General features: G+C 64.0%; 19 protein-coding genes and 1 pseudogene. 10 read left to right on the top strand and 10 right to left on the bottom strand.

The window, feature by feature from the left end; genetic code table 11:
- Positions 1 to 184 precede the first annotated feature (184 nt).
- From DMX10_RS29080 to DMX10_RS29060, 5 genes are all read right to left on the bottom strand, one after another.
- The gene (locus DMX10_RS29080) at positions 185 to 607 is read right to left on the bottom strand and encodes a hypothetical protein (RefSeq protein ID WP_111264368.1); all 423 of its coding nucleotides are present in this window, start codon (positions 605 to 607) and stop codon (positions 185 to 187) included.
- A 138-nt stretch (positions 608 to 745) separates the two neighbouring features.
- On the bottom strand, positions 746 to 1123 hold the full coding sequence (locus tag DMX10_RS29075; protein ID WP_111264363.1) for a response regulator: 378 nt from the start codon (positions 1121 to 1123) through the stop codon (positions 746 to 748).
- A gap of 24 nt (positions 1124 to 1147) precedes the next feature.
- The gene (locus DMX10_RS29070; RefSeq protein ID WP_111264367.1) at positions 1148 to 2590 is read right to left on the bottom strand and encodes an ATPase domain-containing protein; all 1443 of its coding nucleotides are present in this window, start codon (positions 2588 to 2590) and stop codon (positions 1148 to 1150) included.
- Between the two features lie 193 nt (positions 2591 to 2783).
- Positions 2784 to 3929, bottom strand: coding sequence for a nitrogen regulation protein NR(II) (locus DMX10_RS29065; protein ID WP_111264366.1), 1146 nt, complete (start codon positions 3927 to 3929; stop codon positions 2784 to 2786).
- Positions 3930 to 4021: 92 nt separating this feature from the next.
- Entirely contained in the window at positions 4022 to 4717 is a 696-nt protein-coding gene (locus tag DMX10_RS29060) for a glutathione S-transferase N-terminal domain-containing protein (RefSeq protein ID WP_111264362.1), read from the bottom strand.
- A 534-nt stretch (positions 4718 to 5251) separates the two neighbouring features.
- On the opposite strand from DMX10_RS29060, the gene DMX10_RS29055 reads away from it, so the two are divergent.
- The 9 genes from DMX10_RS29055 to DMX10_RS29015 all read left to right on the top strand — a co-directional run bounded on the left by DMX10_RS29055 (position 5252) and on the right by DMX10_RS29015 (position 14898).
- On the top strand, positions 5252 to 5770 hold the full coding sequence (locus DMX10_RS29055; protein WP_111264361.1) for a MarR family winged helix-turn-helix transcriptional regulator: 519 nt from the start codon (positions 5252 to 5254) through the stop codon (positions 5768 to 5770).
- A gap of 169 nt (positions 5771 to 5939) precedes the next feature.
- Positions 5940 to 7073 (top strand): MFS transporter, encoded by a 1134-nt coding sequence (locus tag DMX10_RS29050; RefSeq protein WP_256604878.1) that lies wholly within the window; start codon positions 5940 to 5942, stop codon positions 7071 to 7073.
- A gap of 30 nt (positions 7074 to 7103) precedes the next feature.
- Entirely contained in the window at positions 7104 to 7946 is an 843-nt protein-coding gene (locus DMX10_RS29045; RefSeq protein ID WP_256604877.1) for an AfsA-related hotdog domain-containing protein, read from the top strand.
- A gap of 71 nt (positions 7947 to 8017) precedes the next feature.
- Entirely contained in the window at positions 8018 to 8710 is a 693-nt protein-coding gene (locus tag DMX10_RS29040; RefSeq protein ID WP_111264358.1) for an HAD family phosphatase, read from the top strand.
- On the top strand, positions 8682 to 9254 hold the full coding sequence (locus DMX10_RS29035; RefSeq protein ID WP_236206087.1) for a DUF2165 family protein: 573 nt from the start codon (positions 8682 to 8684) through the stop codon (positions 9252 to 9254). Before DMX10_RS29040 ends, DMX10_RS29035 begins: the two co-directional genes overlap by 29 nt.
- A gap of 17 nt (positions 9255 to 9271) precedes the next feature.
- Positions 9272 to 9931, top strand: a complete 660-nt coding sequence (locus DMX10_RS29030; RefSeq protein ID WP_256604876.1) for a hypothetical protein — start codon at positions 9272 to 9274, stop codon at positions 9929 to 9931.
- Positions 9932 to 9987: 56 nt separating this feature from the next.
- Complete coding sequence (locus DMX10_RS29025; RefSeq protein WP_111264357.1) at positions 9988 to 11226, top strand: efflux RND transporter periplasmic adaptor subunit; 1239 nt, start codon at positions 9988 to 9990, stop codon at positions 11224 to 11226.
- A gap of 4 nt (positions 11227 to 11230) precedes the next feature.
- On the top strand, positions 11231 to 14425 hold the full coding sequence (locus DMX10_RS29020) for an efflux RND transporter permease subunit (RefSeq protein ID WP_111264356.1): 3195 nt from the start codon (positions 11231 to 11233) through the stop codon (positions 14423 to 14425).
- Complete coding sequence (locus DMX10_RS29015) at positions 14422 to 14898, top strand: RidA family protein (protein WP_111264355.1); 477 nt, start codon at positions 14422 to 14424, stop codon at positions 14896 to 14898. The genes DMX10_RS29020 and DMX10_RS29015 overlap by 4 nt, the downstream gene beginning before the upstream one ends.
- Positions 14899 to 15008: 110 nt before the next feature.
- On the opposite strand, the gene eutC is transcribed toward DMX10_RS29015, so the two are convergent.
- The 4 genes from eutC to DMX10_RS28995 all read right to left on the bottom strand — a co-directional run bounded on the left by eutC (position 15009) and on the right by DMX10_RS28995 (position 20455).
- Positions 15009 to 15839, bottom strand: a complete 831-nt coding sequence (gene eutC, locus DMX10_RS29010; protein WP_111264354.1) for an ethanolamine ammonia-lyase subunit EutC — start codon at positions 15837 to 15839, stop codon at positions 15009 to 15011.
- Between the two features lie 10 nt (positions 15840 to 15849).
- Entirely contained in the window at positions 15850 to 17244 is a 1395-nt protein-coding gene (locus DMX10_RS29005) for an ethanolamine ammonia-lyase subunit EutB (RefSeq protein WP_111264353.1), read from the bottom strand.
- Between the two features lie 56 nt (positions 17245 to 17300).
- Positions 17301 to 18671 carry an ethanolamine permease gene (gene eat / locus DMX10_RS29000; protein WP_111264352.1) on the bottom strand — a complete coding sequence of 457 codons (1371 nt, stop codon included), beginning with the start codon at positions 18669 to 18671 and terminating at the stop codon, positions 17301 to 17303.
- A 263-nt stretch (positions 18672 to 18934) separates the two neighbouring features.
- On the bottom strand, positions 18935 to 20455 hold the full coding sequence (locus DMX10_RS28995) for an aldehyde dehydrogenase family protein (protein WP_111264351.1): 1521 nt from the start codon (positions 20453 to 20455) through the stop codon (positions 18935 to 18937).
- 317 nt (positions 20456 to 20772) lie between these two features.
- Here DMX10_RS28995 and DMX10_RS28990 point away from each other — a divergent pair, with 317 nt between their 5' ends.
- Positions 20773 to 22674 carry a sigma-54-dependent Fis family transcriptional regulator gene (locus DMX10_RS28990; protein ID WP_111264350.1) on the top strand — a complete coding sequence of 634 codons (1902 nt, stop codon included), beginning with the start codon at positions 20773 to 20775 and terminating at the stop codon, positions 22672 to 22674.
- Positions 22675 to 22831: 157 nt separating this feature from the next.
- Here the strand turns inward: DMX10_RS28990 and DMX10_RS28985 are convergent.
- A pseudogene (locus tag DMX10_RS28985) lies at positions 22832 to 22939 on the bottom strand (IS110 family transposase); the annotation flags it as partial.

Raw genomic sequence — 22939 nt, 5'->3', positions numbered from 1 at the left:
GGGGGCGGGGCGAGCGCCGCCCGGGCATCAACGGCTGCGAATGGCCTGGAGGCGATGCTCGGCTTCAGCCAGGAGCGAGTGGGGCCTGGCTCCGCCTTCTGGAGGTTACGAGACCTCCATCAGGCGCGTCGTGCCCACATGCCCTTGTGGTGCGCATGCCTTCGCGCAGAGGGGGGCGGATGCCTCAGATGAAGGCTTCGGTGTCGCGGATCAGCACGGCGTGGTGGCCGTCTTCGTCTTCGAAGATTTCGTAGAGGTAGTACATCTGGATGGCGCCTTCGGCGGTGCTGACGGCGACCTGGTCACCGGCTTCGGCGGTGAAGTAGGCGCGGCTGGCGGGGGCGGCGATGCATTCGATCAGGGCGCTGAAGAACTCCTCGGGGTCGCTGCCGTCGTAGTAGTCGGCACGCTCCTCGGCGCTCCATTCGGCGGGCGGCTGGAAGGTGCCGGTGATCAGCACGCGGGCATCGCCCAGGTCTTCTTCCTCGGCGTCGGGGTCATCTTCGTCGCCGCGGTAGAGGGTGGCTTCGAGTGCGTCGGGGCTGGCCAGCACGGCCTGGCGGGAAACGAAGCGACGCTGCGGGTCGAGCGCGGCGGCCTGGCAGATCTGGACCCAGGTGGGGTCGCTGGCGAGTTCTTGAGTGGACACGGCGGTCTCCGCAGGGGCTGAAAAGGCGGCAGTTTCCGGGAGGCGGGCGAGGCTTGCAATGGGCCGCCGATGAGCGCAGGCCGATGAGGCGGGGCGTCAGTCGGCCTGGCCGTCGCTGGGGCCGATCAGCTGCGCGACCATGGCGATCACGGCGTTGATGTCGAAGGGCTTGTCGAACACGGCGGCGAAGAGATCGCCCCGGTCACGGCCGACGCTGCCCTGGGCGCCGCTCATGAGGATGATCGGCAGGTCGGACGATTGCGCGCGGGCGCGTATCGCCTGGGCGAACTCGAGGCCATCCATGATCGGCATCATGAAGTCGGTGATGACCAGGGCCGGGCGCTCGCGGTCGAGCACTTCCAGGCCACGGCGGCCGTTGCCGGCCTTGACGACCATGTAGCCTTCGTCCTCCAGGGCGAAGGCCAGGATGTCCGCAATCAGATACTCGTCATCGACTACCAGAATCGTTGTCATTAAGCGCTGACCGATGGGCGGGTTTCAGATGCCGGCATTGGGTGTGGCAACCCCGGACATGACGGCGGTCGCGTTCTTGAAGGCCTTGTCGAGTGCGATGCCGTGGTCATGGATGAGGACTTCCAGCAAAGAAGGGTCGTAGCGGCTGTCCCTCATCTTCAGAATCGACAGCAGCCGTTTCAGTTCAGAGTTCATTTCCACGTAGCGCATCAGCACCAGGTTGTCGACGATGCTAGACAGCTCCGGCGCCGGGGCGTTGATATCGGCGCTGTACAGGTCGCGCATTTCCCAGGTGGCGAAGACGGTGACGTCCAGTGCGCGCAATTCGTTCATCAGCGCGCTGAAGAATTCCACCAGGCGCGCCTGGCTGGTGGCGACGCGCGCCATGCCGCCGAGGCTGTCGATGTGCACGCGCTTGATGCCCTTCTCGGTCACCGCCTTGATCAGGCGCGCGCCGAGACCATCGAGCAGGCCTTCGGTGGTGGGTTGCCACATCAGGTGCAGGGCGCCGGACTCTTCCAGGGCCTTGAGGTCGACGCCGATGCTGCGTGCCTTCAGGCGCAGGCGCTCGGGCGACTCGTAGAAGCCGAAGTGCAGGCCCGGCTCCTCCGGGGTGGACTGGGCGAGGAAGCTGATGCCGAGGCTGGTCTTGCCGACGCCGGCGGGGCCCATCACCAGGGTGGCCGAGGAGCGCGGCAGGCCGCCGTCGATCAGCGCGTCGAGGCCGCTGATGCCGCTGGATACACGGTGCAGGTCCGCGTTGTCGGTGCGTGAAGGGCGGCTGTAGAGGGTTTCCAGGCGCGGGTAGACGACCAGGCCGTCGTCGGTGATCTCGCATTCGTGCAGGCCGGACAGTGCGCCGCTGCCACGGGTCTTGCGCAGCTGGATGCGTCGTACCGAGCGGGCGCCGAACAGCTCTTCGCCCAGCTCGATCACGCCGTCGACCATGGTGTGCTCGGGGCTGCCGTCGTCGAGGCGTGCGCTGGTGAGGAACAACACGGTGCAGCCGGCGAACGCGGCGTGGCCCTGCAGCTCTCCGATGAATTTCTTGGTGTCCAGCGGTGTATCCGCCTTGGAGCGGGCATTGAGCAGGCCGTCGACGATCAGCACGGTGGCCTTCTGCCTGCTGATCTCGCGGCGCAGCAGCTTGACCACTTCGTCCAGGCCTTCGTTCTCCAGGGTGTCGAAGGCGCTGACGAACTGGATCTGCGCTCCGATCTGCGAGGCGTCGAAGAAGCTCAGGGTGGAGAGGAACTGGAAGAGCCGTTCATGGGTTTCGGCCAGCAGGGTGGCGACCAGCACCCGCCCGCCGTCGCGCACATGGTTGAAGGCGATCTGGTTGGCGAGGATGGTCTTTCCCGACCCGGGACGGCCCTGGACGATGTAGGACGCACCGGCAACCAAGCCACCCTTCAACAGGGCATCCAGCCCTTCGATGCCGCTCTGAAGGCGTTTTAGCTGTTCCAAGTTCTGGCCTGCCTCATCTGGAAGTTCGCTGGAAAGGGCCGACTGCATCTGCTCGGGAGCCCGGTCCGCCGGCGTTGCGCACTGCGTCCGGGTGTCGGGGTCGGCCTGAATCCCGGCGATTCTACGCTGCCGGGCTCCGGTCAGCGATAGAGTCGTGCGCCCCGAACTAGTTCCTGTGCGCTGCGCCTGCTTTTCAGTGGGCCTCGCGCGGGCGGGCGGGCAGGCACAGGGTCACGCTGGTGCCCGCGCCGGGCGTGCTGTCCACGCGGATGGTGCCGCCCTGCTGGCGGATGAAGCCGTAGGCCTGGCTCAGGCCCAGCCCGGTGCCCTTGCCGAGGCCCTTGGTGGTGAAGAAGGGCTCGAAGATGCGCGGCAGTATCTCGGGCGCGATGCCGACGCCGTCGTCACGCACGGTGAGCAGGACGAAGTCGCCGTGCAGGTTTTCCCACTCGCCCTGCAGGTGGCGGTTTTCGGCGCGCAGCACGATGGTGCCGCTCTCCTGCATGGCATCGCGGGCGTTGAAGATGAGGTTGAGCAGGGCCATTTCCAGCTGGCTCGGGTCCACCAGGATCGGGTGCAGTGGCGGGCATAGCTGCAGCTCCAGGCTCATGCCCTTGGGCAGCGCCTGGGTGAAGAACATCTGTGCCGAATGCAGGGTGTTCTCCAGCTCCACGAGCTGTTGCTGCTGGTCACGCTGACGGGCGAAGGAGAGCAGGTGCTGGGTCAGGTGGCTGCCGCGCAGGCCGGCTTCGTGGATGCTGCCCAGGAGTTCCTTGAGGCGCTTGGGGTCCTGGGTGCGGGCGGCCAGCGCCGAGGCGCCGATGATGACCGTGAGCAGGTTGTTGAAGTCATGGGCCATGCCGCCGGTGAGCTGGCCCAGGGCTTCGAGCTTCTGCGCCTGGAACAGCTGGGCACGCAGCTCCTGCAGCTGCAGTTCGGAGTCGTGGCGCTCGGTCATGTCGCGGGTGATCTTGGCCAGGCCGATGACCCTGCCCTCTTCGTCGTGCACCAGGTCCATCACCGCCAGGGCCCAGAAGCGCGTGCCGTCGCGGCGTACCCGCCAGCCCTCGTCCTGGGCGCGACCGGTAGCCAGCGCAGTGGCCAGAAGATGCGCCGGGCGGCCGGCGGCGCGGTCCTCTTCGGTGAAGAACATCGACAGGTGCTGGCCGATGGCCTGTTCGGCGCTGTAGCCCTTGATCCGCTCCGCGCCGGCGTTCCAACTGACGATGCGGCCCTCGACCGACACCATATAGATGGCGTAGTCGACCACCGCCTTGACCAGGAGCTCGTAGCCGCGTGCGCTCAGGTCTTCGCTGGGCTTGGGGGGGATGGGGTCCATGTACACCTGCTCGGGCTGGGAACCTGCGGATGCCGGGCCGTGCAAGTCCATCCGGCCATCGTGCGCCGGGCCGTCCGGCTCCTGCCTGGCGCTCATTCCGGAATCTTCAGGCCGCGTGCCACCGCCGGACGTGCGAGGAAGGCTTGCAGCGCGCGATTCACGTTGGAGAAGTCATCGAAGCCGACCAGCCCGCCCGCTTCGTAGAAACCGACCAGGTTGCGTATCCAGGGGAAGGTGGCGATGTCGGCGATGCCGTAGTCGTCCAGGAGCCAGTCGCGCCCCTGCAGCCGTCGGTCGAGCACCGCCAGCAGGCGCCTGGACTCGGCGACGTAACGGTCGCGCGGGCGCTTGTCCTCATAGTCCCTGCCGGCGAATTTGTTGAAGAAGCCGAGCTGGCCGAACATCGGGCCGATGCCGCCCATCTGGAACATCAGCCACTGGATCGCCTCGTAGCGCCCGGCGGCGTCGTCGGGGATCAGGCGGCCGCTCTTCTCCGCCAGGTAGAGCAGGATGGCACCGGACTCGAACAGCGCCAGCGGCTGGCCGCCGGGACCGTCCGGGTCGAGGATCGCGGGGATCTTGTTGTTCGGGTTGAGGGAGAGGAATTCGGGGGACAGCTGGTCATTGGTGTCGAAGCTGACCTTGTGCGCCTCGTAGGGCAGGCCGATTTCCTCGAGCATGATCGACACCTTCACCCCGTTGGGCGTGGGCAGCGAGTAGAGCTGCAGGCGGTCGGGATGCCGGGCGGGCCACTTGTGGGTGATGGGGAAGGCGGAAAGGTCGGTCATGGAGAGTCCTGTCGAATGGCTGCGGGACGAGCAGACAGCATGGCTGGGCCGCGGCGCTTGTCCAGTGGCGAACGGTCGGGGCGTGTCCGATGTTCGACTTTCGACCTGTATGGAGGGAAAAAGATCGGCCTGCCCGATCCGCGCCTGCGGGATTCGAGCTTCGGTGCCGCTTCTGGCCCTTGGAAAATGACTTCAGCCCTGTAGGCCAGGGTTCGGTGGTGGGAGAGAAGAGCTGCGTTCTTGGGCCAGGCGGGGGACGAGCCGAGGTAGCCCCGAAGCCATGCCCGGAGTCGAAACACAGCGGGCCCCATGAGCTCTGGAATGTCTGTCCGGGTTTCTAGTCCGGGTCTTTCGACGGCAGGAGCAGGTACTACGCCGCCACGAGCCGGCTGCCTGTCGCTGCGCTGTTCCGGGCACCGGCAGGCGAGGCAACGCGCAGTGGCTGTGCTCGATCCGGCCCCCTGTCGATGGGTTGACGTGGCGGGAGTCGACTCTCAAGGTATGTAGCAAGCTACAAATCAGGACGCAGGAAACATGTTCGAACTCAAGGACCTTCCATCCCGGGACACGCTGGCCCGATTTGCCGACGAGTATGGGAATCCGGATGTCGAAGGGCTGCACACCTGGCTCATCTGGGCCTCGGCCACCAACCAGATGCTGTCGGCATTCGATGAGAACCTGGCCAGGCACGGCCTGTCACAGACGAACTTCTTCGTGTTGCTGCTGCTCAAGCGCAACCCGGAAGGGCTGACGGTCGGCGCGCTCGCGGAAGGCGTCTCCGTTGCCTCGCAGACCATGACCCGCGCTGTCGCGAAGATGGAGGCAAATGGGCTGTGCAGCAAACACGAAGACCCCCTGGATGGCCGCTTGTGGATCGTTCGCCTGACGCCCGAGGGTGAAGCCGCCTTGGCGAGGGTCCTCCCCCGACATTACGAGTGGGTGGCCGAGCTGATGAGCACGTTCACCGAGAAGGAGCGTGCCAGCCTGGCCAAGCTCATGGTGAAGGTGGGCCCTGCGTTGGCGTTGCGCACCTCGGGCAACGGAACCGGCTGACCGCGTTTCATTCCTCTAGGCATGTAGCACGCTTCAAAAGCCCGTACGCCTTGCCAGGAGTCCGCGCGGCGAGGCCACCTGTACTGAAACTCCTGGTTCGAAGAGATATGTAGCAATGCACATAAATTCCAGTCATGCGACGGCCCCTGCCACCTTTTTGGTCGTACAGATGATCCTCTGTGCCGTAGCGGTTGTATCACTGCTTTACGTCCCTGTACCGATCCTTGCGCGGTTGGCCCAGGACTACCAACTTCCGCTCGGAGGGGCTGGCCTCTCTTTGATGGTGTTCAGCGTCTGCTATGCATGCGGCTTCTTGATCTTTGGGCCACTGTCCGACAGGTTGGGGCGCCGCGCTGTGCTGGTAACCGGCTTGGTGGTTCTGGCTGTCGCTTCTGCAGCCATGGTTTTTGTGTCGTCCTCGAAGGCTTTCCTGGCAATGCGTGCCCTTCAGGGATTCGCCGCTGCTTCATACCCACCTGTCGCCATCGCCTATCTGTCCGAACATGGCAGCCCCCGTCAGCGGGCATGGGGCGTCGCCTGGTTGAGTACGGCGTTCCTTACTGCCGGACTGCTGGGGCAGTTGTACGGAAGTCTCGTTGCTGCGGCCTGGGGGTTCGGCCTGGCAATGGTCCCGCTGGCAGTCGTCTACCTGATCACTGCCATAACGCTCCTGAGTTGTCGCAACGGTCTTCGGAAGGCCGGAGCCTCCGGGCACCTGTTGTCGATCTACCGGCCGCTCTTCCAACTCCTCTCGGACCCCCAGCTGCGCCGTGTATACGTCCCCGCCTTGCTGCTACTCATGGCGTTCGTGGCCTTCTATGTGGATCTGGATCGGCGATTGATCTCGGGCCTGGGGCAGGGAATCGATCCGCTGGTCGCGCGTGCGGTTGCCCTGCCAGGACTCTTTGCGCCCCTTGCTGTTGCGGGGGCTATCCAGCGATGGGGCGCGAACCGCGTCGCCAGCTCAGGTCTGGCCGTTTCGGCCCTCGGCTTGTTCCTTGTGGCGGTGGTAGGGGAGCACAGCCTCTTCTGGTTGTTGTCATCCAGCGTGGTATTCGTCGCCGGCATCGGCATCAGCGTGCCCGGGCTAATTGCCTCTACCTCGACACGTGCTCCGGAAGCGTCGAGGGGGCTTGCCGTGGCTCTCTATACCTTTTTTCTGTTCCTGGGCGCGAGCATTGGGCCCTGGGTCGTACGCCTGGGTGAATCCTGGGAGGACTCGAGCCTGTTTCTGATACTGGCGTCATGCATAGCGGCTGCCGCCATGTACAGCGCCACCGAGGGTGGAAGGCGTGCGCGGTAATCGTTCAATGCTGCGCGCAGGTAGTTGCAGATGATCAAGGATGCCGACGGATCTGCAGTGGATAGTCTGACAAGGAGTTTCGATATGGGTGTTTATCTGATTGTCGCTGATCGATTCGATGTGTTCTCGAAACAGCGCAATGTGCTTACCTGCAGCGCGCTCCGCCAATCGTTGGGTGGCAGGGGGGTTGTTCAGCTGAAAGGCTCGAGGTTTGTTGCTGGGCAAGGTCTTTCTTCCGAGCAGATCGATCAGTTCCATGACATGGCGCTGGAGCTGGGGTACGTAGAAGAATTTCGTCACTGGCGTACATGGGCCGATCAAGAGCCTGCAAGCGTCCGGCTTTCGCATAAGCGCAAAAAGCAGAACGTACTGATTTCGACACCCGAGCGACGTGGAGATGTCTTTGTCGCAGGCCTGCTGCTGGACGCAAACAATGAGCTGATGCTCGACCATCTCACTGGCCAGCACGTTCAGGGGATGGTGTTAACCGAAGCGTGTCGCCAGATGTTCCTGGCGGTAACCGAGAGGTTCCACCTCGCGGACTTCCAATCAGTTGAGCGCTATTTTGTGCTCAACGAAATGGCCATGCGTTTTTTGGCATTCGCCTTTCCCCTCCCGGCGGAAATCCGTTATCGACTTCTGGATATGAAACAGCCTCGACCCGATCGGGTGGACGTGCATGCCGACATGGAGGTCTGGCAAGGAGAACAACCGGTTGCTGGTATGACGGTTAGGTTCAGCGTCATGGATGCCGAGCTCATTGGTGTTCGAGAGTGCAGGCTCGCAGCCAGCGCTCTAGCTGCCCAGCTTCGGCGGCTACGTCGACGGCTGGGCATCGTGCCTGCCGAGAATGCGCTCGGCGTAAACCTTTAGCCAATCCCTTATCAGAGAGAGGGCCTGTTGCTGGCATTGACTAATGCGTCAGTGCCAGCAAGGACGCGACCATGACCTTACCTCGTCTCGCTTTTTTTGATGTAGATGAAACGCTTATCGACATCAAAAGCATGTTCAGCTTTCGAGCTTTCTACCTACTCCGCCAGCTGGGAGCCGCAAACGGCGCACAGGCTGAGCAGCAAGAGGTCGACCGCCTTGGGCAACTGATGAGCCAGGGCGCTGATCGAGCTGCTGTAAACCGTTCCTTCTATGAGGTCTTCCAGGGGCATGAGCGGTCACGGGTCATTGAGGCTGCCGATGCATGGTTCTCGATTGAAAAAGAAAGACCGGGATTCTTTGTCGACACAACGTTGAGGGCATTGAGGCAACACCAAGAAGATGGAGTGGGCATCGTGTTCGTGTCGGGCTCGCTTACGGAGATTCTCCGACCGTTGGCCGAATACCTGGGCGTGAGCGATGTGCTGGCAACCCGCCTTGAATTAGAAGCAGGCCGCTACACGGGGAGGCTGGCAGCTCCACAGACAATCGGTACTGGGAAATGGAAGGCGGCCAATCAGCTGATGCTGGAACGGGGAGCCAAGCCTGGCGATTGCTATGCCTACGGTGACCATCTTTCCGATCTTTCCCTTCTGGAGAGTGTTGGCCATCCACGGGTGGTCGCTGTCGATCCTGCTCTGGTCGAGATAGCCAGACTGCGGGCATGGCCGTTAATGCATGCGGCTTCTGATCGGCAAGGGGGCTGATATGTTCTTCCACTCGTTTATTTTCGGCCGCCTGGCCGTTCTCGTGGGTTTGGCCTCTTGGCTGAGTATCGCTGTGATCAATAACCTGTTCGATCCCGATACCAACATCCTGCACTTGGGCAACACCCTTTCCATGGCCTTGCTCAAGGAAGAGCAGGTGCTCGGCGGCGCTCTTCTATCGAGAGCGTGGCCGATCGAGTGGGCAGAGCCGTTGCTGATGGTCGTCGCGACCAGTCAGATGCTCATCGCGGTTTTTCTATGGGTTGCTGCGCTCGGGTATGTGCGGGCTTGGCGGCGACGTAGCCTTTCGAGTCTCGATCAGGCGCGCAACTTGGCATTGATCGCACTGACTTGCTTTCTCCTGCTTTGGCTTTTCTTCATCTGCGGTGGGCTGTGGTTCGGCTATTGGCTCAAACAAGGGGCCATACAGTCGGTACACATGACACTGATTCTCATAAGTCTCGGTGCCCTCCTGTGGGTGCAGAGCGAGCCTGCTCGCCTCTGCCACGAGCTTTCAAAGAAAGGCAGCCACGAGAACAACTAAATAGAAGGAGCTCCAACATGAACCAATGGAACCGTTGGGTATTCACCGCTTTCCTGACGACCCTGGTGGCGGCCAATTCCTTTGCTTCCGAGTCAGTGTCCAAGGAGATAAACGCAATGAAGTCCGATACGGATTCGATTTCCATCCCCAACTCGCATGCATACGTTTCTGCTCGCGAGGTCACCATGGATGGTGAGCGGGTTGTATTGACTCGTTATCAGCGCATGGATGGACGCAATGCCGAGTTGGGCGGCGAGCATTTCAGCACTGTTGTATCCGAGACCGGTGAGCTTAAGGGCTTCGCCAACATTTCTCTGGATTTGGCAGGAAAGCCCTTGCCCTCTCGTGAGCGTTCGGAGCAGGTGGCGCGTGATTTTCTGCAGCGATCCGCCCCTGACCTGCTCGCCCGGATGAAGATCAGTTGGATAGATCCTCACGATGAGGCCATCGAGGTAGTTCGCGACGGCCAAAAGAAGACGGTCACGTTGACCGGAATGAAGGTGAAGGCCCGCAACCTGGCCGATGGTCGCTGGTTCTGGATCATCGTCGGCAGCGACGAGAAGCCGATGATCTTCGAGCGCGACATCGTGTGGATCACTTTTCCTGGAAAAAGGAAGACCGAGAAGTGGCTGCACGATAGCTGGCTGGCAGAGCAAACCGCTAACAGCAAGGGATAAGGCATCGAACGGAGTTCCCCCCTTTTTCGGTGCACCAACAGCTCAAGGAGTAATTCATGCGCTCGATCCGTTCGCACTCCGGGAGGTTCGCGCTCCTGGCGTTCCTGGTCACTCTGGTTGCCTGCGAGGCTAAGCAACAGGATGTGTCGCTTGAGCTCCCGGTGGTCGGTGTTGCTGAGGTAGTCACAAGAAAGGTCGACGACTGGGAGGAGTTTTCGGGGCGCCTCGAAGCCCCGGAGGTGGTTGAGCTGCGTCCACGAGTGTCTGGTCCTGTCGTGGACGTTTTGTTCCGGGATGGCGCTACCGTCAGGAAAGGCGAGGTGCTGTTCCGTATCGACCCTCGCCCGTTCGAAGTCGAGGTCCAGCGTCTCGAGGCGCGTCTCCGTCAAGCCGTTGCCATACGTACGCGTACCGAAGGCGAGGCTCGGCGTGGTGATCGTCTCAAGGCGAGGAGTGCCATGTCGACCGAGCTGGCCGAGGCTCGCCGAGCGGCTGCCGAGGAGGCTGGGGCGGAGGTGGCAGCGATTCAGGCCCAGGTCGAGGCGGCTCGTCTCAACTTGGGGTACACACGCATCACAGCCCCTATCGATGGGCGCCTCAGTACTGCGAACGTGACGGTCGGCAACCTTGTGAGTGCCGACTCCACCCTTCTCACGACGCTACTCGGAACCAGGAATCTTCATGCCTATTTCGATATGGACGAAGGCACCTATCTCAGGCTTTCCAGTGAACTGCTCAATGCAGGGGAGCCCGCTCTTGTGCATGTCGAGCTGACTGGAAGAGCGGGAGAAGCGCATAGGGGGCATTTGGACTTTATCGACAATCAGGTGAGCCCTCTGACAGGAACTCTCAGGGCCCGTGCAGTCCTCGACAATGCGGCAGGAACGCTGATTCCGGGACTGTATGTGCGGCTGAAGTTGCAGGGGCTCGCATCCTATGAGGCAGCCATGATCAGGGATGAAGCCATTGGTGTCGATCTGGGCAAGCGCTATGTGCTGGTTCTGGGAGGGGACGGGGTCCTGAGCTACCGAGAGGTCGAACTGGGGCCCAAGCAGGAAGGGCTACGTATCGTACGTAGTGGCCTCAAGGGGGGGGATGTAGTCGTGGTCAGTGGACTGCAGCGTGCCAGACCCGGTGCGAAAGTCTCGCCCCGGACGATGATGATGGTGATCGATGACGTTCCAACGAGTGCCGAGATACGAGAACCGTCCGACTCGACCCGAACTGTTGCACAGGGCGTTGCTCAGGATGAGCGCACTGACAATGTGACGCTCATGTCTGCCTCGGAGAACTAGCAAGATGGCGTTCTCTCGCTTTTTCATTGGTCGGCCCATCTTCGCCGCTGTCTTGTCGATCCTCATGCTGATCGCCGGAGCCCTTTCGCTTTTCCAGTTGCCGGTCAGCGAGTACCCGGAGGTTGTTCCGCCCACTGTCGTGGTGCGCGCACAGTTTCCAGGTGCCAGTCCTGAAACTCTGGGAGCAACGGTGGCGTCACCCTTGGAGCAGGCACTGTCCGGTGTCAGGGGCATGCTGTACATGAGCTCTCAGTCGACAGCAGACGGGGTCATGACCTTGACGCTGACTTTCGCCCTAGGTACGGATCTCGATAGCGCGCTGGTTCAGGTTCAAAGTCGAGTCAGCCGTGCCTCGTCCCAGTTGCCCGTCGATGTCCAACGCCTCGGGATTACGGTCGACAAGACCTCGCCTGCGTTGGCCCAGGTGATTCATCTCTATTCCCCGTCGGGACAGTACGATCCGGTCTACCTCTCCAACTACATGACGATCCACATCATCGATGAGCTGTTCAAGATCGAGGGTGTAAGCGACATACGCCTGTTGGGCATGGGCGATTATTCGCTACGGGTCTGGCTGGACCCGGACAAGGTCGCGTCCTACGGACTCGGTTCGATGGATGTCGTTCAGGCGATACGTGACCAGAACCGGGAAGTTGCCATCGGTGCGCTTGGTGCTCCTCCTGCGGCGGATGGCTCGGCATTCCAACTGCAGATACGTTCGCAGGGTCGCCTGGTGACAGAGGATGAGTTTGAGCGCATCGTCATCCGTTCCGCCGGCTCTGGGAATGTGGTTCACCTCAGGGATGTCGCTCGCATTGAACTCGGGGCGAACCAGTATTCACTGAGTGCGCATCTGGATGGCCAGCCATCGGCAGCTTTACAAGTTTTCCAGGAGGCCGACGCCAACTCGATCGAACTCTCGGACAAGCTCCGTAACCGCATGGACGAACTGGCCGAAGCGTTCCCTCCGGGCATCAAGCATTCCATTGGGTACGATCCGACAGTTTTCGTTCGAGGCTCGATAAAGGCTGTAGTCCTGACCCTGCTGGAAGCACTGGTACTGGTGGTGCTGGTGGTGGTGCTCTTCCTGCAGAACTGGCGTGCGTCCATCATCCCGCTGGCTGCCGTGCCCGTTTCGCTGATCGGCACCTTCGCCGTGATGCAATTGCTTGGTTTCTCGATAAACGCGCTTTCACTGTTCGGCCTGGTGCTGGCGATTGGCATCGTCGTCGACGATGCGATCGTTGTCGTGGAAAACGTTGAACGTAACATCGCACTGGGCCTGGAGCCGAAGGCAGCCACCCAACGGGCGATGGAGGAGGTCATTGGCCCCATCATTGCGACCTCCCTGGTGCTGTGCGCGGTCTTCATTCCGACGGCTTTCATTTCCGGACTCACGGGGCAGTTCTACAAGCAGTTCGCCTTGACTATCGCTATCTCGACGGTCATCTCCGCGATCAATTCCCTGACATTGTCTCCCGCATTGGCCGCGATGTTGCTCAAGCCGCCTTCCGAGGGGCGCGATCCGCTGAGCCGGGGGATTTATCGTGCCTTTGGCGGATGGCTCTTCCGCCCCTTCAACCGTTTTTTCCAGCATGCAAGTGATGCTTACGTGAGCGGTATGGCACGGGTTCTTCGAGGAGGAAGCCTCGCACTGCTCCTGTACGTCGTGCTTGTCGGCCTTGGCTATCTGGGGTTCGAGCGGATTCCAATGGGGTTCATTCCCCAGCAGGACAAGCAGTATCTGGTCGCTTTCGCGCAACTTCCGGAGGGGGCGAGCCTGGAGCGCACGGAGCGGGTGATCCTGAAAATGTCCGAACTTGCCCTGGAACAACCCGGTGTGGCCAATACGGTGAGCTTCAGCGGCCTATCGATAAACGGCTTCGTCAACAGCTCTAGCGCAGGGTTGATGTTCATCCCGCTGAAATCCTTCGCTGAGCGTGGCGGCGACCTCTCCGATGTCTCCATCGCCCGATCCCTCAATGCGCGCTACGGGGACATCGAGGATGCGTTCGTCCTTGTGGTGCCTCCCCCTCCAGTGGAGAGCCTGGGGACCATAGGCGGGTTCAAGGTCCAGATCGAGGATCGGGCTGGCCTCGGACATGAGGCGCTTTATCGGCAGACACAGAGGCTTCTGGATAAGGCCCGACAGCTACCGGAACTGGAGGGCATGTTCTCCAGCTACCAGATCAGCGCACCGCAGATCGACGTCGTAGTTGATCGGGACAAGGCACGGACCCACGGTGTCGCGATAAGCGAGGTCTTCGACACGTTGCAGATCTACATGGGATCGGTCTACGCCAACGACTTCAACCGATTTGGCCGCACCTATCAGGTGCATGTGCAAGCGGAGCAAGGCTTCAGGGGAGAGCCAGGGCAGATCGGCCTCCTCAAGGTTCGCAATGAGCAGGGGGTGCTGGTCCCGCTTGCCTCTTTCGTCGATGTTCGGCTCGCAGCAGGACCCGACCGGGTGATGCATTACAACGGTTTTCTTTCGGCCGAGATCACAGGGGGCCCCGCCGCGGGCTACAGCACCGGCCAGGCGCAGGCTGCTTTCGAGGCGTTGCTGAAGACGGAGCTGGAGCAGGGCATGGCGTACGAGTGGACTGAGTTGACCTACCAGCAGATTCTCGCCGGCACCTCTACGAACCTGGTCTACCCACTGTGCGTTCTACTGGTCTTTCTCGTGCTGGCGGCCCTGTATGAGAGCTGGAGCCTGCCGTTGGCTGTCATTCTGATCGTGCCGATGACGCTGTTCTCGGCATTGGCGGGCGTTGTGGTCAGTGGTGGGGACAACAACATCTTCACGCAGATCGGTCTTATCGTACTGGTGGGGCTGGCCTGCAAGAACGCGATCCTCCTCATCGAGTTCGCCCGGGCCAGGCAGGCGTGTGGCGTGAACCGGCTAGAAGCGGTCCTGGAGGCCTGTCGCATGCGCCTTCGTCCAATCCTGATGACATCGTTCGCCTTCGTCATGGGGGTTGTTCCCCTTGTCCTGGCCACCGGTGCTGGAGCTGAAATGCGCAGGGCAATGGGGGTCACGGTCTTTTCCGGGATGCTTGGGGTCACTTTTTTCGGCCTCCTGTTCACCCCCCTTTTCTACTTACTGCTTCGCCGTACCGTAGAGGGGAGAAACCCACGCCCGCAAATCGCACAACCCGCCCCTGGCGGTACTTTCGACAAAGGAGTTGCCGAATGAATGGACTGATGCTCACTTGCCTGCTAGCAGGAATGAGCCTGCCGGCGCTTGTCAATGCGGCCACGGATCTTGCAAACAACGGAGAGTCCATCGAGACGCTGAGCCGAGCGAACTACGCCACGTTACCCGCCCCCGCAGGGCCTTACTCCGTTTCGGTAAGGCACGATCGGACGCTCTACCTTTCCGGAATGACGGCGTTTGGTACGCCGGCCCAGGGTGGGCCAATGGCGGAACAGGCGGAAGCAATCTTCGACCAGTTGGAGCGAGTCACGGAAGCCGAGGGAATTGGCATGAAGGAGCTGATCAAGATCACGATCTACGTGACGTCCCTGGAGGATGTTGCCGCTTTGCGAGACGTGTTGAGCCGTCGTTATGGAGATTCCCGTCCTGCAAGTTCCCTTGTGCGTGTCGCGGGGCTTTTCTCCTCTGAAGTCGGCATAGAGATCGAGGCCATCTTCGCTCTGCCCGGATAGCTTCCGACCCCGCACAGCCATTGCTTGGTTTCGGGGCTTTGACGATGAGATGCGGTAGCTCGGCCGGGGCTCAGCTTCACGGCCCACTGCCCCCCGACCTGCTAGCCGCCTCACCGCGCCGGGGGGCAGCTTTCCAGCAAGAAATTCCCCCGCACGGGTTGCTCGGTACCGTCGAGCATCGGCACCTGGGAGTCGTCCTTGAGGTTGACCCCGGAGAGCTGGCGGCGGCTGGCTTCGCGCATCAGGTAGAGGAGGCGGTGGGCGGCCAGGCCGTAGGAGAGGCCTTCCAGGCGGACGTTGGAGATGCAGTTGCGGCTGGCGTCGGTGAGGCCGACGCGGGGCGCCCAGGTGAAGTACAGGCCGAGGCTGTCGGGGGAGCTGAGGCCGGGGCGTTCGCCGATGAGGATCACCACCATCTTCGCCTTGAGCAATTGGGCCACTTCATCCGCCACCGCCACGCGGCCCTGTTCCACCAGGGCGATGGGGGCCGTGCGCCAGCCATCTTCCGCCGCCTGTTCCTCGAAACGCTGGAGGAAGGGCAGGGCGTGGCGTTGCACGGCGAGGGACGACAAGCCGTCGGCGATCACCAGCGCCAGGTCGTAGCCGTCGGGATTGGCCTCGGCATGCTGGCGCAGGCGCTGGGCCGAGTCCTCGTCCAGGCGCCGCCCCAGGTCGGGGCGTTGCAGGTAGGTGTGGCGGTCGCTGGCGGCGCTGTGCAGCAGCAGGCTGTCGCGGCCGCGCTCGGCCAGTTCGGCGGCCAGGGCGGCGCGGTCGAAGGGCAGGTGCACGGCGTCGCGGGCCTGGGCGTGGGCGAACTGGAAGTCCAGCTGGGCCTCGGTGGGCAGGCTGGTGCCGGCGCGGCCGAGGGCGATGCGCGCTGGGGTGAGGCGGCGCAGTTCGCGCCAGGGGTTGTCGAGGGCGGGGCGCTTGTCGTCGGTCATCGAGGGCTCCTCAGCTGAGCTGCGCCAGGGCCTGGCGGAAGGCGGGCGGCAGTTGCTCGCCCAGGCGCACATGGCCGTCCCGCTGGTTGGCGATGCCCATGCGTTCCAGCCAGGCCTCGAACTCGGGCGCGGGCTTGAGGCCCAGGCTCTGGCGGGCGTAGAGGGCGTCGTGGAAGGAGGTGGTCTGGTAGTTGAGCATCACGTCGTCGGAGCCGGGGATGCCCATGATGAAGTTGATGCCGGCGACGCCGAGCAGGGTCAGCAGCATGTCCATGTCGTCCTGGTCGGCCTCGGCGTGGTTGGTGTAGCAGATGTCGCAACCCATGGGCACGCCGAGGAGCTTGCCGCAGAAGTGGTCCTCCAGCCCGGCGCGGATGATCTGCTTGCCGTTGTAGAGGTACTCCGGGCCGATGAAGCCGACCACGGTGTTGACCAGGAAGGGGTCGAAGTGGCGCGCCACGGCATAGGCGCGTGCTTCGCAGGTCTGCTGGTCGACGCCGTGGTGGGCGTTGGCCGAGAGCGCGCTGCCCTGGCCGGTCTCGAAGTACATGAGGTTGTTGCCCAGGCTGCCGCGTTTCAGCGAGAGGCCGGCTTCGTAGCCCTCGCGGAGGATCTCCAGGCTGATGCCGAAGCTGGCGTTGGCCGCCTCGGTGCCGGCGATGGACTGGAATACCAGATCCAGCGGTACGCCACGGTTGATGGCTTCGATCGAAGTGGTGACGTGGGTGAGCACGCAGGCCTGGGTGGGGATTTCGTAGCGCTGGATGATGGCGTCGAGCATCTCCAGCATCGCGCAGATGGACGACAGGCTGTCGGTGGCCGGGTTGATGCCGAGCATGGCGTCGCCGTTGCCGTAGAGCAGGCCGTCGAGGATGCTCGCGGCGATGCCGGCGGGCTCGTCGGTGGGGTGGTTGGGCTGCAGCCGCGTGGACATGCGCCCGCGCAGGCCCATGGTGTTGCGGAAGCGGGTGACGACGCGGATCTTCTGCGCCACCAGCACCAGGTCCTGCACGCGCATGATCTTCGACACCGCAGCGGCCATCTCCGGCGTCAGCCCGGGCGCCAGGGCGCGCAGCGAGGTCTCGTCGGCCATATCGCCGAGCAGCCAGTCGCGCAGCCCGCCGACGGTGAGGTGGCTGACCGGGGCGAAGGCGGCGCGGTCGTGGCCGTCGATGATCAGGCGGGTGACTTCGTCGTCTTCGTAGGGGATCAGCGCCTCGTCGAGGAAGTGCTTGAGCGGGATGTCGGCCAGGGCCATCTGCGCGGCCACGCGCTCGCCGTCGCTGCTGGCGGCGACGCCGGCGAGGAAGTCGCCGGAACGTGCCGGGCTGGCCTTGGCCATGACGTCCTTGAGGCTGTCGAAGCGCCAGGTCTGGCCGCCGACGCTATGGGAAAAAACTGCCATGTCGATCGTCCTGTCTGGGCCGGCCCCGCCGTCGCGGCGGGGCCGGCCTGGGGGGCTCAGATGCGGGTCAGCATCGCGTCGGCGGGGGCGCTGGCGCGGTGGTGGGCGGTGAACTGGAACCAGACGAAGCCCGCGGCCATGATGCCGAGGAAGATCAGCCCGATCAGGGTGTTGAACCAGGCCATGGCCACCAGGCAGACCACCGCCAGAATCAGCGCAATGGCCGGCACCACCGGGTAGCCCGGGGCGCGGAAGGTGCGCTCCAGGTTCGGTTCGCTGGCGCGCAGCTTGAACAGCGCGAGCATGCTGATGATGTACATGACGATGGCGCCGAACACGCTCATGGTGATCATCGCGGCGGTCAGGCTCATGCCCTGCAGGTTGATCAGGCCGTCGCTGTAGATGGCGGCGATGCCGATCACGCCGCCGGCGACGATGGCGCGGTGCGGGGTCTGGAAGCGCGACAGCTTGGCCAGGCCGCGGGGCAGGTAGCCGGCGCGGGCGAGGGCGAAGAACTGCCGCGAGTAGCCGAGGATGATGCCGTGGAAGCTGGCCACCAGGCCGAACAGGCCGATCCACACCAGCATGTGCATCCAGCCGGAGTTCTCGCCGACCACGGCCTTCATGGCCTGGGGCAGCGGGTCGTTGATCCCCGACAGCTGGCGCCAGTCGCCGACGCCGCCGGCCATGATCATCACGCCGATGGCGAGGAACACCAGGGTGAGGATGCCGGCCACGTAGGCGCGCGGGATGGTGCGTTTCGGGTCCTTGGCTTCCTCGGCGGCCATGGCTGCGCCCTCGATGGCGAGGAAGAACCAGATGGCGAAGGGGATGGCGGCGAAGATGCCGGAGATCGAGGCGCTGCTGAAGGTATCCGAGCCGGCCCAGCCGTTGAGCACGAAGTTGCTGAAGCTGAAGCCGGGTGCCACCACGCCCATGAACACCAGCAGCTCCGCCACGGCGAGCACGGTGACCACCAGCTCGAAGGTGGCGGCGATGCTGACGCCGAGGATGTTCAGGGTCATGAACACGAAGTAGGCACCGACCGCCGCGTGCTTGGGATCGAGTTCGGGGAACTGCACGTTGAGGTAGGCGCCGATGGCCATGGCGATGGCCGGGGGGGCGAAGACGAACTCGATCAGCGTGGCGATGCCGGCGATCAGGCCGCCGCGTTCGCCGAAGGCACGGCTGCTGTAGGCGAAGGGGCCGCCGGCGTGGGGGATGGCGGTGGTCAGCTCGGTGAAGCTGAAGATGAAGCAGGTGTACATGGTCGCCACCAGCAGCGTGGTGACCAGGAAACCGAGGGTGCCGGCGGCGCCCCAGCCGTAGCTCCAGCCGAAGTATTCGCCGGAAATCACCAGGCCGACGGCGATGCCCCAGAGGTGCAGGGTGCCGAGGGTGGGTTTGAGTTGGTTAGTGGTTGTCATGCGCGTCTCCGAAGGTTGCCTTGAGGGAAATGGGGCGACGGAACGGAGCGGCGGGAGGCGGCGCGTGGCCCGAGCGGGCACGGACCACCGACTGCGGGCAGCAGCGAGGCGTGATGCACATGGTGTTCACCGTTTCTTGTTGTTGTAGTCGGATGGAGCCGGGGTGGAGCGGAGCGGGCGCCGCCTGACTGGCGCCCGTTCCCGGTTTTACAAGGGGCCTCTCCTGGCCATGCGGGGTTCGCAGCTGGCCAGGGGAGCTTTCCTCAGAAGAAGCCCAGGGGGTTGATGTCGTAGCTCACCAGCAGGTTCTTGGTCTGCTGGTAGTGGTCGAGCATCATCTTGTGGGTCTCGCGGCCGACGCCGGACTTCTTGTAGCCACCGAAGGCGGCGTGGGCCGGGTACAGGTGGTAGCAGTTGGTCCACACGCGGCCGGCCTTGATGCCACGGCCCATGCGGTAGGCGCGGTTGATGTCGCGGGTCCACAGGCCGGCGCCGAGGCCGAACTCGGTGTCGTTGGCAATCGCCAGGGCCTCCGCCTCGTCCTTGAAGGTGGTGACGCCCACCACCGGGCCGAAGATCTCTTCCTGGAACACGCGCATCTTGTTGTTGCCCTTGAGCAGCGTCGGCTGGATGTAGTAGCCGGTCGCCAGGTTGCCTTCGAGCTTCTCGACGCCGCCGCCGGTGAGCACTTCCGCCCCTTCCTGCTGGGCGATCTCGAGGTAGCTGAGGATCTTGTCGTACTGCTGCTCGGAGGCCTGGGCGCCGACCATGGTGTCGGTGTCCAGCGGGTCCCCACGCTTGATGGCCTTCACTTTCTTCATCACCTCGGCCATGAACGCCGGGTAGATGGATTCCTGCACCAGGGCGCGGGACGGGCAGGTGCACACCTCGCCCTGGTTGAAGAAGGCCAGCACCAGGCCCTCGGCGGCCTTCTCGATGAAGGCCGGCTCGGCCTGCATGATGTCCTCGAAGTAGATGTTCGGGCTCTTGCCGCCCAGTTCCACGGTGGAGGGGATGATGTTGGCGGCGGCGCACTTGAGGATGTGCGAGCCCACCGGGGTGGAGCCGGTGAAGGCGATCTTGGCGATGCGCTTGCTGGTGGCCAGCGCTTCGCCCGCTTCCTTGCCGAAACCCTGCACCACGTTGAGCACGCCGGCCGGCAGCAGGTCGCCGATCAGCTCCATCAGCACGCTGATGCCCAGCGGGGTCTGCTCGGCGGGCTTGAGCACCACGCAGTTGCCGGCGGCCAGGGCCGGGGCCAGCTTCCAGGCGGCCATCAGCAGCGGGAAATTCCACGGGATGATCTGCCCGACCACGCCCAGCGGCTCGTGGATGTGATAGGCGACGGTGTTCTCGTTGATCTCGGCGGCGCCGCCTTCCTGGGCACGGATGCAGCCGGCGAAATAGCGGAAGTGGTCGGCGGCCAGGGGGATGTCGGCGTTCAGTGTCTCGCGCACGGCCTTGCCGTTGTCCCAGGTCTCGGTGACGGCGAGCAGTTCCAGGTTGGCTTCGATGCGGTCGGCGATCTTCAGCAGGATCAGCGAGCGCTCCTGCACCGAGGTCTTGCCCCAGGCATCGGCGGCGGCGTGGGCGGCGTCCAGCGCCTTGTCGATGTCGGCGGCGTCGGAGCGGGGGAATTCGGCGATGGGCTGGCCGTTCACCGGCGAGGTGTTGGTGAAGTACTGGCCATTGACCGGCGGGACGAACTCGCCACCGATGTAGTTGCCGTAGCGGGCCTTGAAGGAAACGATGGCGCCGGGGGTTCCGGGTTGTGCGTAACGCATGGTCTATCTCCTGGCTCTTGTGCTTATTGGGGAGTTGGCGCCGAAGCGCTTTGATCAGCATAGAGCAAGGGCCGGGCCAGGCCGGTGGAAGCCGCGTGGGACAAGGCTCCCGGCGTCGTGGGCAGCGGCTGGCCGGAGGGCGCTGTCGCATGCCTGGTACGGGGTGGGTGACAGTCTGTCACGCATCCGGTACAGCCATTGACCGGTGGGTCATCCGGCGATTGCAAAGCCGCCTGCGCTGGTGGATGCTGCGGCGATGCGAGTGCCCACCAGGGCACGGGCTGCCTCCCGCAAGCCCGCAATGGAGAACGACAAGAATGCACGACCACCTGAGCCGCCACGCTCGGCAAGTGCTGACCGTGGCGCAAGGCAAGGCCCAGTCCAGCGGGCCCGCCGCCGATCCTTCCATCGCTCGCTCCTGGCTGCGTTGCCTGGAGGACTACCACCTCGACCCGGCCCTGCCCATGGCGCCGACCGTGCTGGAGCATGCGCGCATGCTCGAATGCCGCGAAGGCATGCAGCAGGTGCTGGAGATCGCCAGTGGCGAGATGAGCAGCCTCTATCACCAGCTCTCCGGTGCCGGCCATGCGGTGCTGCTCACCGACGCCCGGGGTGTGATCCTCAACTGCGTGACCGCCGCTGCCGAGCGCCAGGCCTTCGAGCGTGCCGGCCTGTGGCTGGGCGCCGACTGGAGCGAAGCCCGCGAGGGCACCAATGGCATCGGCACCTGCGTGGTCGAGCGCCAGGCGCTGACCATCCACCAGGACGAGCATTTCCGCAGCCGCCACACCGGCCTCACCTGCTCCGCCAGCCCGGTGTTCGACCCGCAGGGCGACCTGCTGGCGGTGCTCGACGTGTCCTCCGCGCGCCACGCCGTCTCGCGGCAGAGCCAGTTCCACACCATGGCGCTGGTCAACCTCTCGGCGAAGATGATCGAGAGCTGCTACTTCCTGCGTCGCTTCGAGGGCGAATGGCTGCTGCGCTTCCACCTCCAGGCCGAGTACGTCGGGCTGTTCAGCGAGGGATTGATGGCCTTCGATGGCGAAGGGCGCATCCGCGCTGTGAACCAGAGCGCCATCAACCTGCTCGACAGCTCCCGCGAGCGCCTGCTGGGGCAGAGCGTGGAAGCCTTCTTCGACTGCCGCCTGGACGACCTGCTCGGCCGTGCCCAGGTGCAGCCCGCCGCCAGCTGGCCGCTGCGTGCACGCAATGGCCGCGCGCTGCATGCCGTGCTGCGTGGCCAGCCCCGCGTGTTGCCGCAGGTGGTGCCGCCCCGGGCCAAGCCCGCCGTGCCTGGCCTTTGCCTGGGCGACCCGGCGCTGGCCGCCGACTTCCGTCGTGCACTCAAGGTGTACGAGCGCGATGTGCCGCTGCTGGTCAATGGCGAGACCGGCTCCGGCAAGGAGGCCTTCGCCAAGGCCGTGCACCTGGCCAGCTCACGCGCCGAGCGGCCCTTCGTCGCGCTCAACTGCGCGGCCATCCCCGAATCCCTGATCGAGAGCGAGCTGTTCGGCTACCGCGGCGGCAGCTTCACCGGTGCGCGCAAGGAAGGCATGCGCGGCAAGCTGCAGCAGGCCGACGGCGGCACCCTGTTCCTCGATGAAATCGGCGACATGCCCCTGGCCCTGCAAACCCGGCTGCTGCGCGTGCTGGAGGAGCGCCAGGTGGTGCCCATCGGCGGCGAGGCCCAGGCCGTGGACGTGCGCATCATCAGCGCCACCCACCGCGAGCTGGGCGCTCGCGTGGCCGATGGCAGCTTCCGCGAAGACCTCTATTACCGCCTCAATGGCCTGGTGATCGACCTGCCGCCCCTGCGCGAGCGCAGCGACCGCCCCGAACTGCTCGACCACCTGCTGAGCGAAGAAGCGCGTGGGCAGGCCATCCGCCTGGAGCAGGACGCCCGCCAGGCGCTGCTCGACTACGCCTGGCCCGGCAACGTGCGCCAGTTGCGCAACGTGCTGCGCACCCTGGCGGCACTGTGCGAGGACGGCCGCATCCGCCTTGGCGACCTGCCGTCCGACCTGCGCCGTGCGGCGGCACCGCCCCCCATCACCGATTGCGTGGCGCACCCGCTGGAGGACGCCGAGCGCAGCGCCCTGCTCGCCGCCCTGGAAAGCCAGCGCTGGCACATGACCCGCACCGCCGAGCAGCTCGGCATCAGCCGCAACACCCTGTACCGCAAGCTGCGCAAGCACTCGATCGAGACGCGCAGCCTGTAGCCGGGCTCGGATGCAGCCCGGGCTTCAGCCCGGGAATCTTCGTCGGGTTCAGGCCTGTTGATGATGGGTTTCGCTGCGCTCTACGCCATCCTACGGTTCGTGCCTTGCGCTTGGCGCAGGCACCGAGCTGACCGGGGAGTAGATACCGTCTTGATTCCTAGTGAGCAAGGGCCAGTTTTGCGTCAAATGGCTGGCCCGATTTCAAGACGCCATAGGCGATGTTCAGCAGCTTGCGCATCGCTGCGCAGACGATCTGCTTGCCAGT

Source organism: Pseudomonas sp. 57B-090624 (genome assembly GCF_003234055.1).
Lineage (GTDB): Bacteria > Pseudomonadota > Gammaproteobacteria > Pseudomonadales > Pseudomonadaceae > Metapseudomonas > Metapseudomonas tohonis.
The sequence above is the reverse complement of the archived record's forward strand: the minus strand, read 5'-3'. Positions and strand labels throughout refer to the sequence as shown.

Excerpts from the sequence above, each read along its gene's own strand:
- DMX10_RS29075 (WP_111264363.1), bottom strand. The coding sequence starts at position 1,123 with ATGACAACGATTCTGGTAGTCGATGACGAGTATCTGATTGCGGACATC.
- DMX10_RS29065 (WP_111264366.1), bottom strand. The coding sequence starts at position 3,929 with ATGGACCCCATCCCCCCCAAGCCCAGCGAAGACCTGAGCGCACGCGGC.
- DMX10_RS29060 (WP_111264362.1), bottom strand. The coding sequence starts at position 4,717 with ATGACCGACCTTTCCGCCTTCCCCATCACCCACAAGTGGCCCGCCCGG.
- DMX10_RS29055 (WP_111264361.1), top strand. The coding sequence starts at position 5,252 with ATGTTCGAACTCAAGGACCTTCCATCCCGGGACACGCTGGCCCGATTT.
- DMX10_RS29050 (WP_256604878.1), top strand. The coding sequence starts at position 5,940 with ATGATCCTCTGTGCCGTAGCGGTTGTATCACTGCTTTACGTCCCTGTA.
- DMX10_RS29045 (WP_256604877.1), top strand. The coding sequence starts at position 7,104 with ATGATCAAGGATGCCGACGGATCTGCAGTGGATAGTCTGACAAGGAGT.
- DMX10_RS29040 (WP_111264358.1), top strand. The coding sequence starts at position 8,018 with ATGACCTTACCTCGTCTCGCTTTTTTTGATGTAGATGAAACGCTTATC.
- DMX10_RS29035 (WP_236206087.1), top strand. The coding sequence starts at position 8,682 with ATGCGGCTTCTGATCGGCAAGGGGGCTGATATGTTCTTCCACTCGTTT.
- DMX10_RS29030 (WP_256604876.1), top strand. The coding sequence starts at position 9,272 with ATGAACCAATGGAACCGTTGGGTATTCACCGCTTTCCTGACGACCCTG.
- DMX10_RS29025 (WP_111264357.1), top strand. The coding sequence starts at position 9,988 with ATGCGCTCGATCCGTTCGCACTCCGGGAGGTTCGCGCTCCTGGCGTTC.
- DMX10_RS29020 (WP_111264356.1), top strand. The coding sequence starts at position 11,231 with ATGGCGTTCTCTCGCTTTTTCATTGGTCGGCCCATCTTCGCCGCTGTC.
- DMX10_RS29015 (WP_111264355.1), top strand. The coding sequence starts at position 14,422 with ATGAATGGACTGATGCTCACTTGCCTGCTAGCAGGAATGAGCCTGCCG.
- eutC (WP_111264354.1), bottom strand. The coding sequence starts at position 15,839 with ATGACCGACGACAAGCGCCCCGCCCTCGACAACCCCTGGCGCGAACTG.
- DMX10_RS29005 (WP_111264353.1), bottom strand. The coding sequence starts at position 17,244 with ATGGCAGTTTTTTCCCATAGCGTCGGCGGCCAGACCTGGCGCTTCGAC.
- eat (WP_111264352.1), bottom strand. The coding sequence starts at position 18,671 with ATGACAACCACTAACCAACTCAAACCCACCCTCGGCACCCTGCACCTC.
- DMX10_RS28995 (WP_111264351.1), bottom strand. The coding sequence starts at position 20,455 with ATGCGTTACGCACAACCCGGAACCCCCGGCGCCATCGTTTCCTTCAAG.
- DMX10_RS28990 (WP_111264350.1), top strand. The coding sequence starts at position 20,773 with ATGCACGACCACCTGAGCCGCCACGCTCGGCAAGTGCTGACCGTGGCG.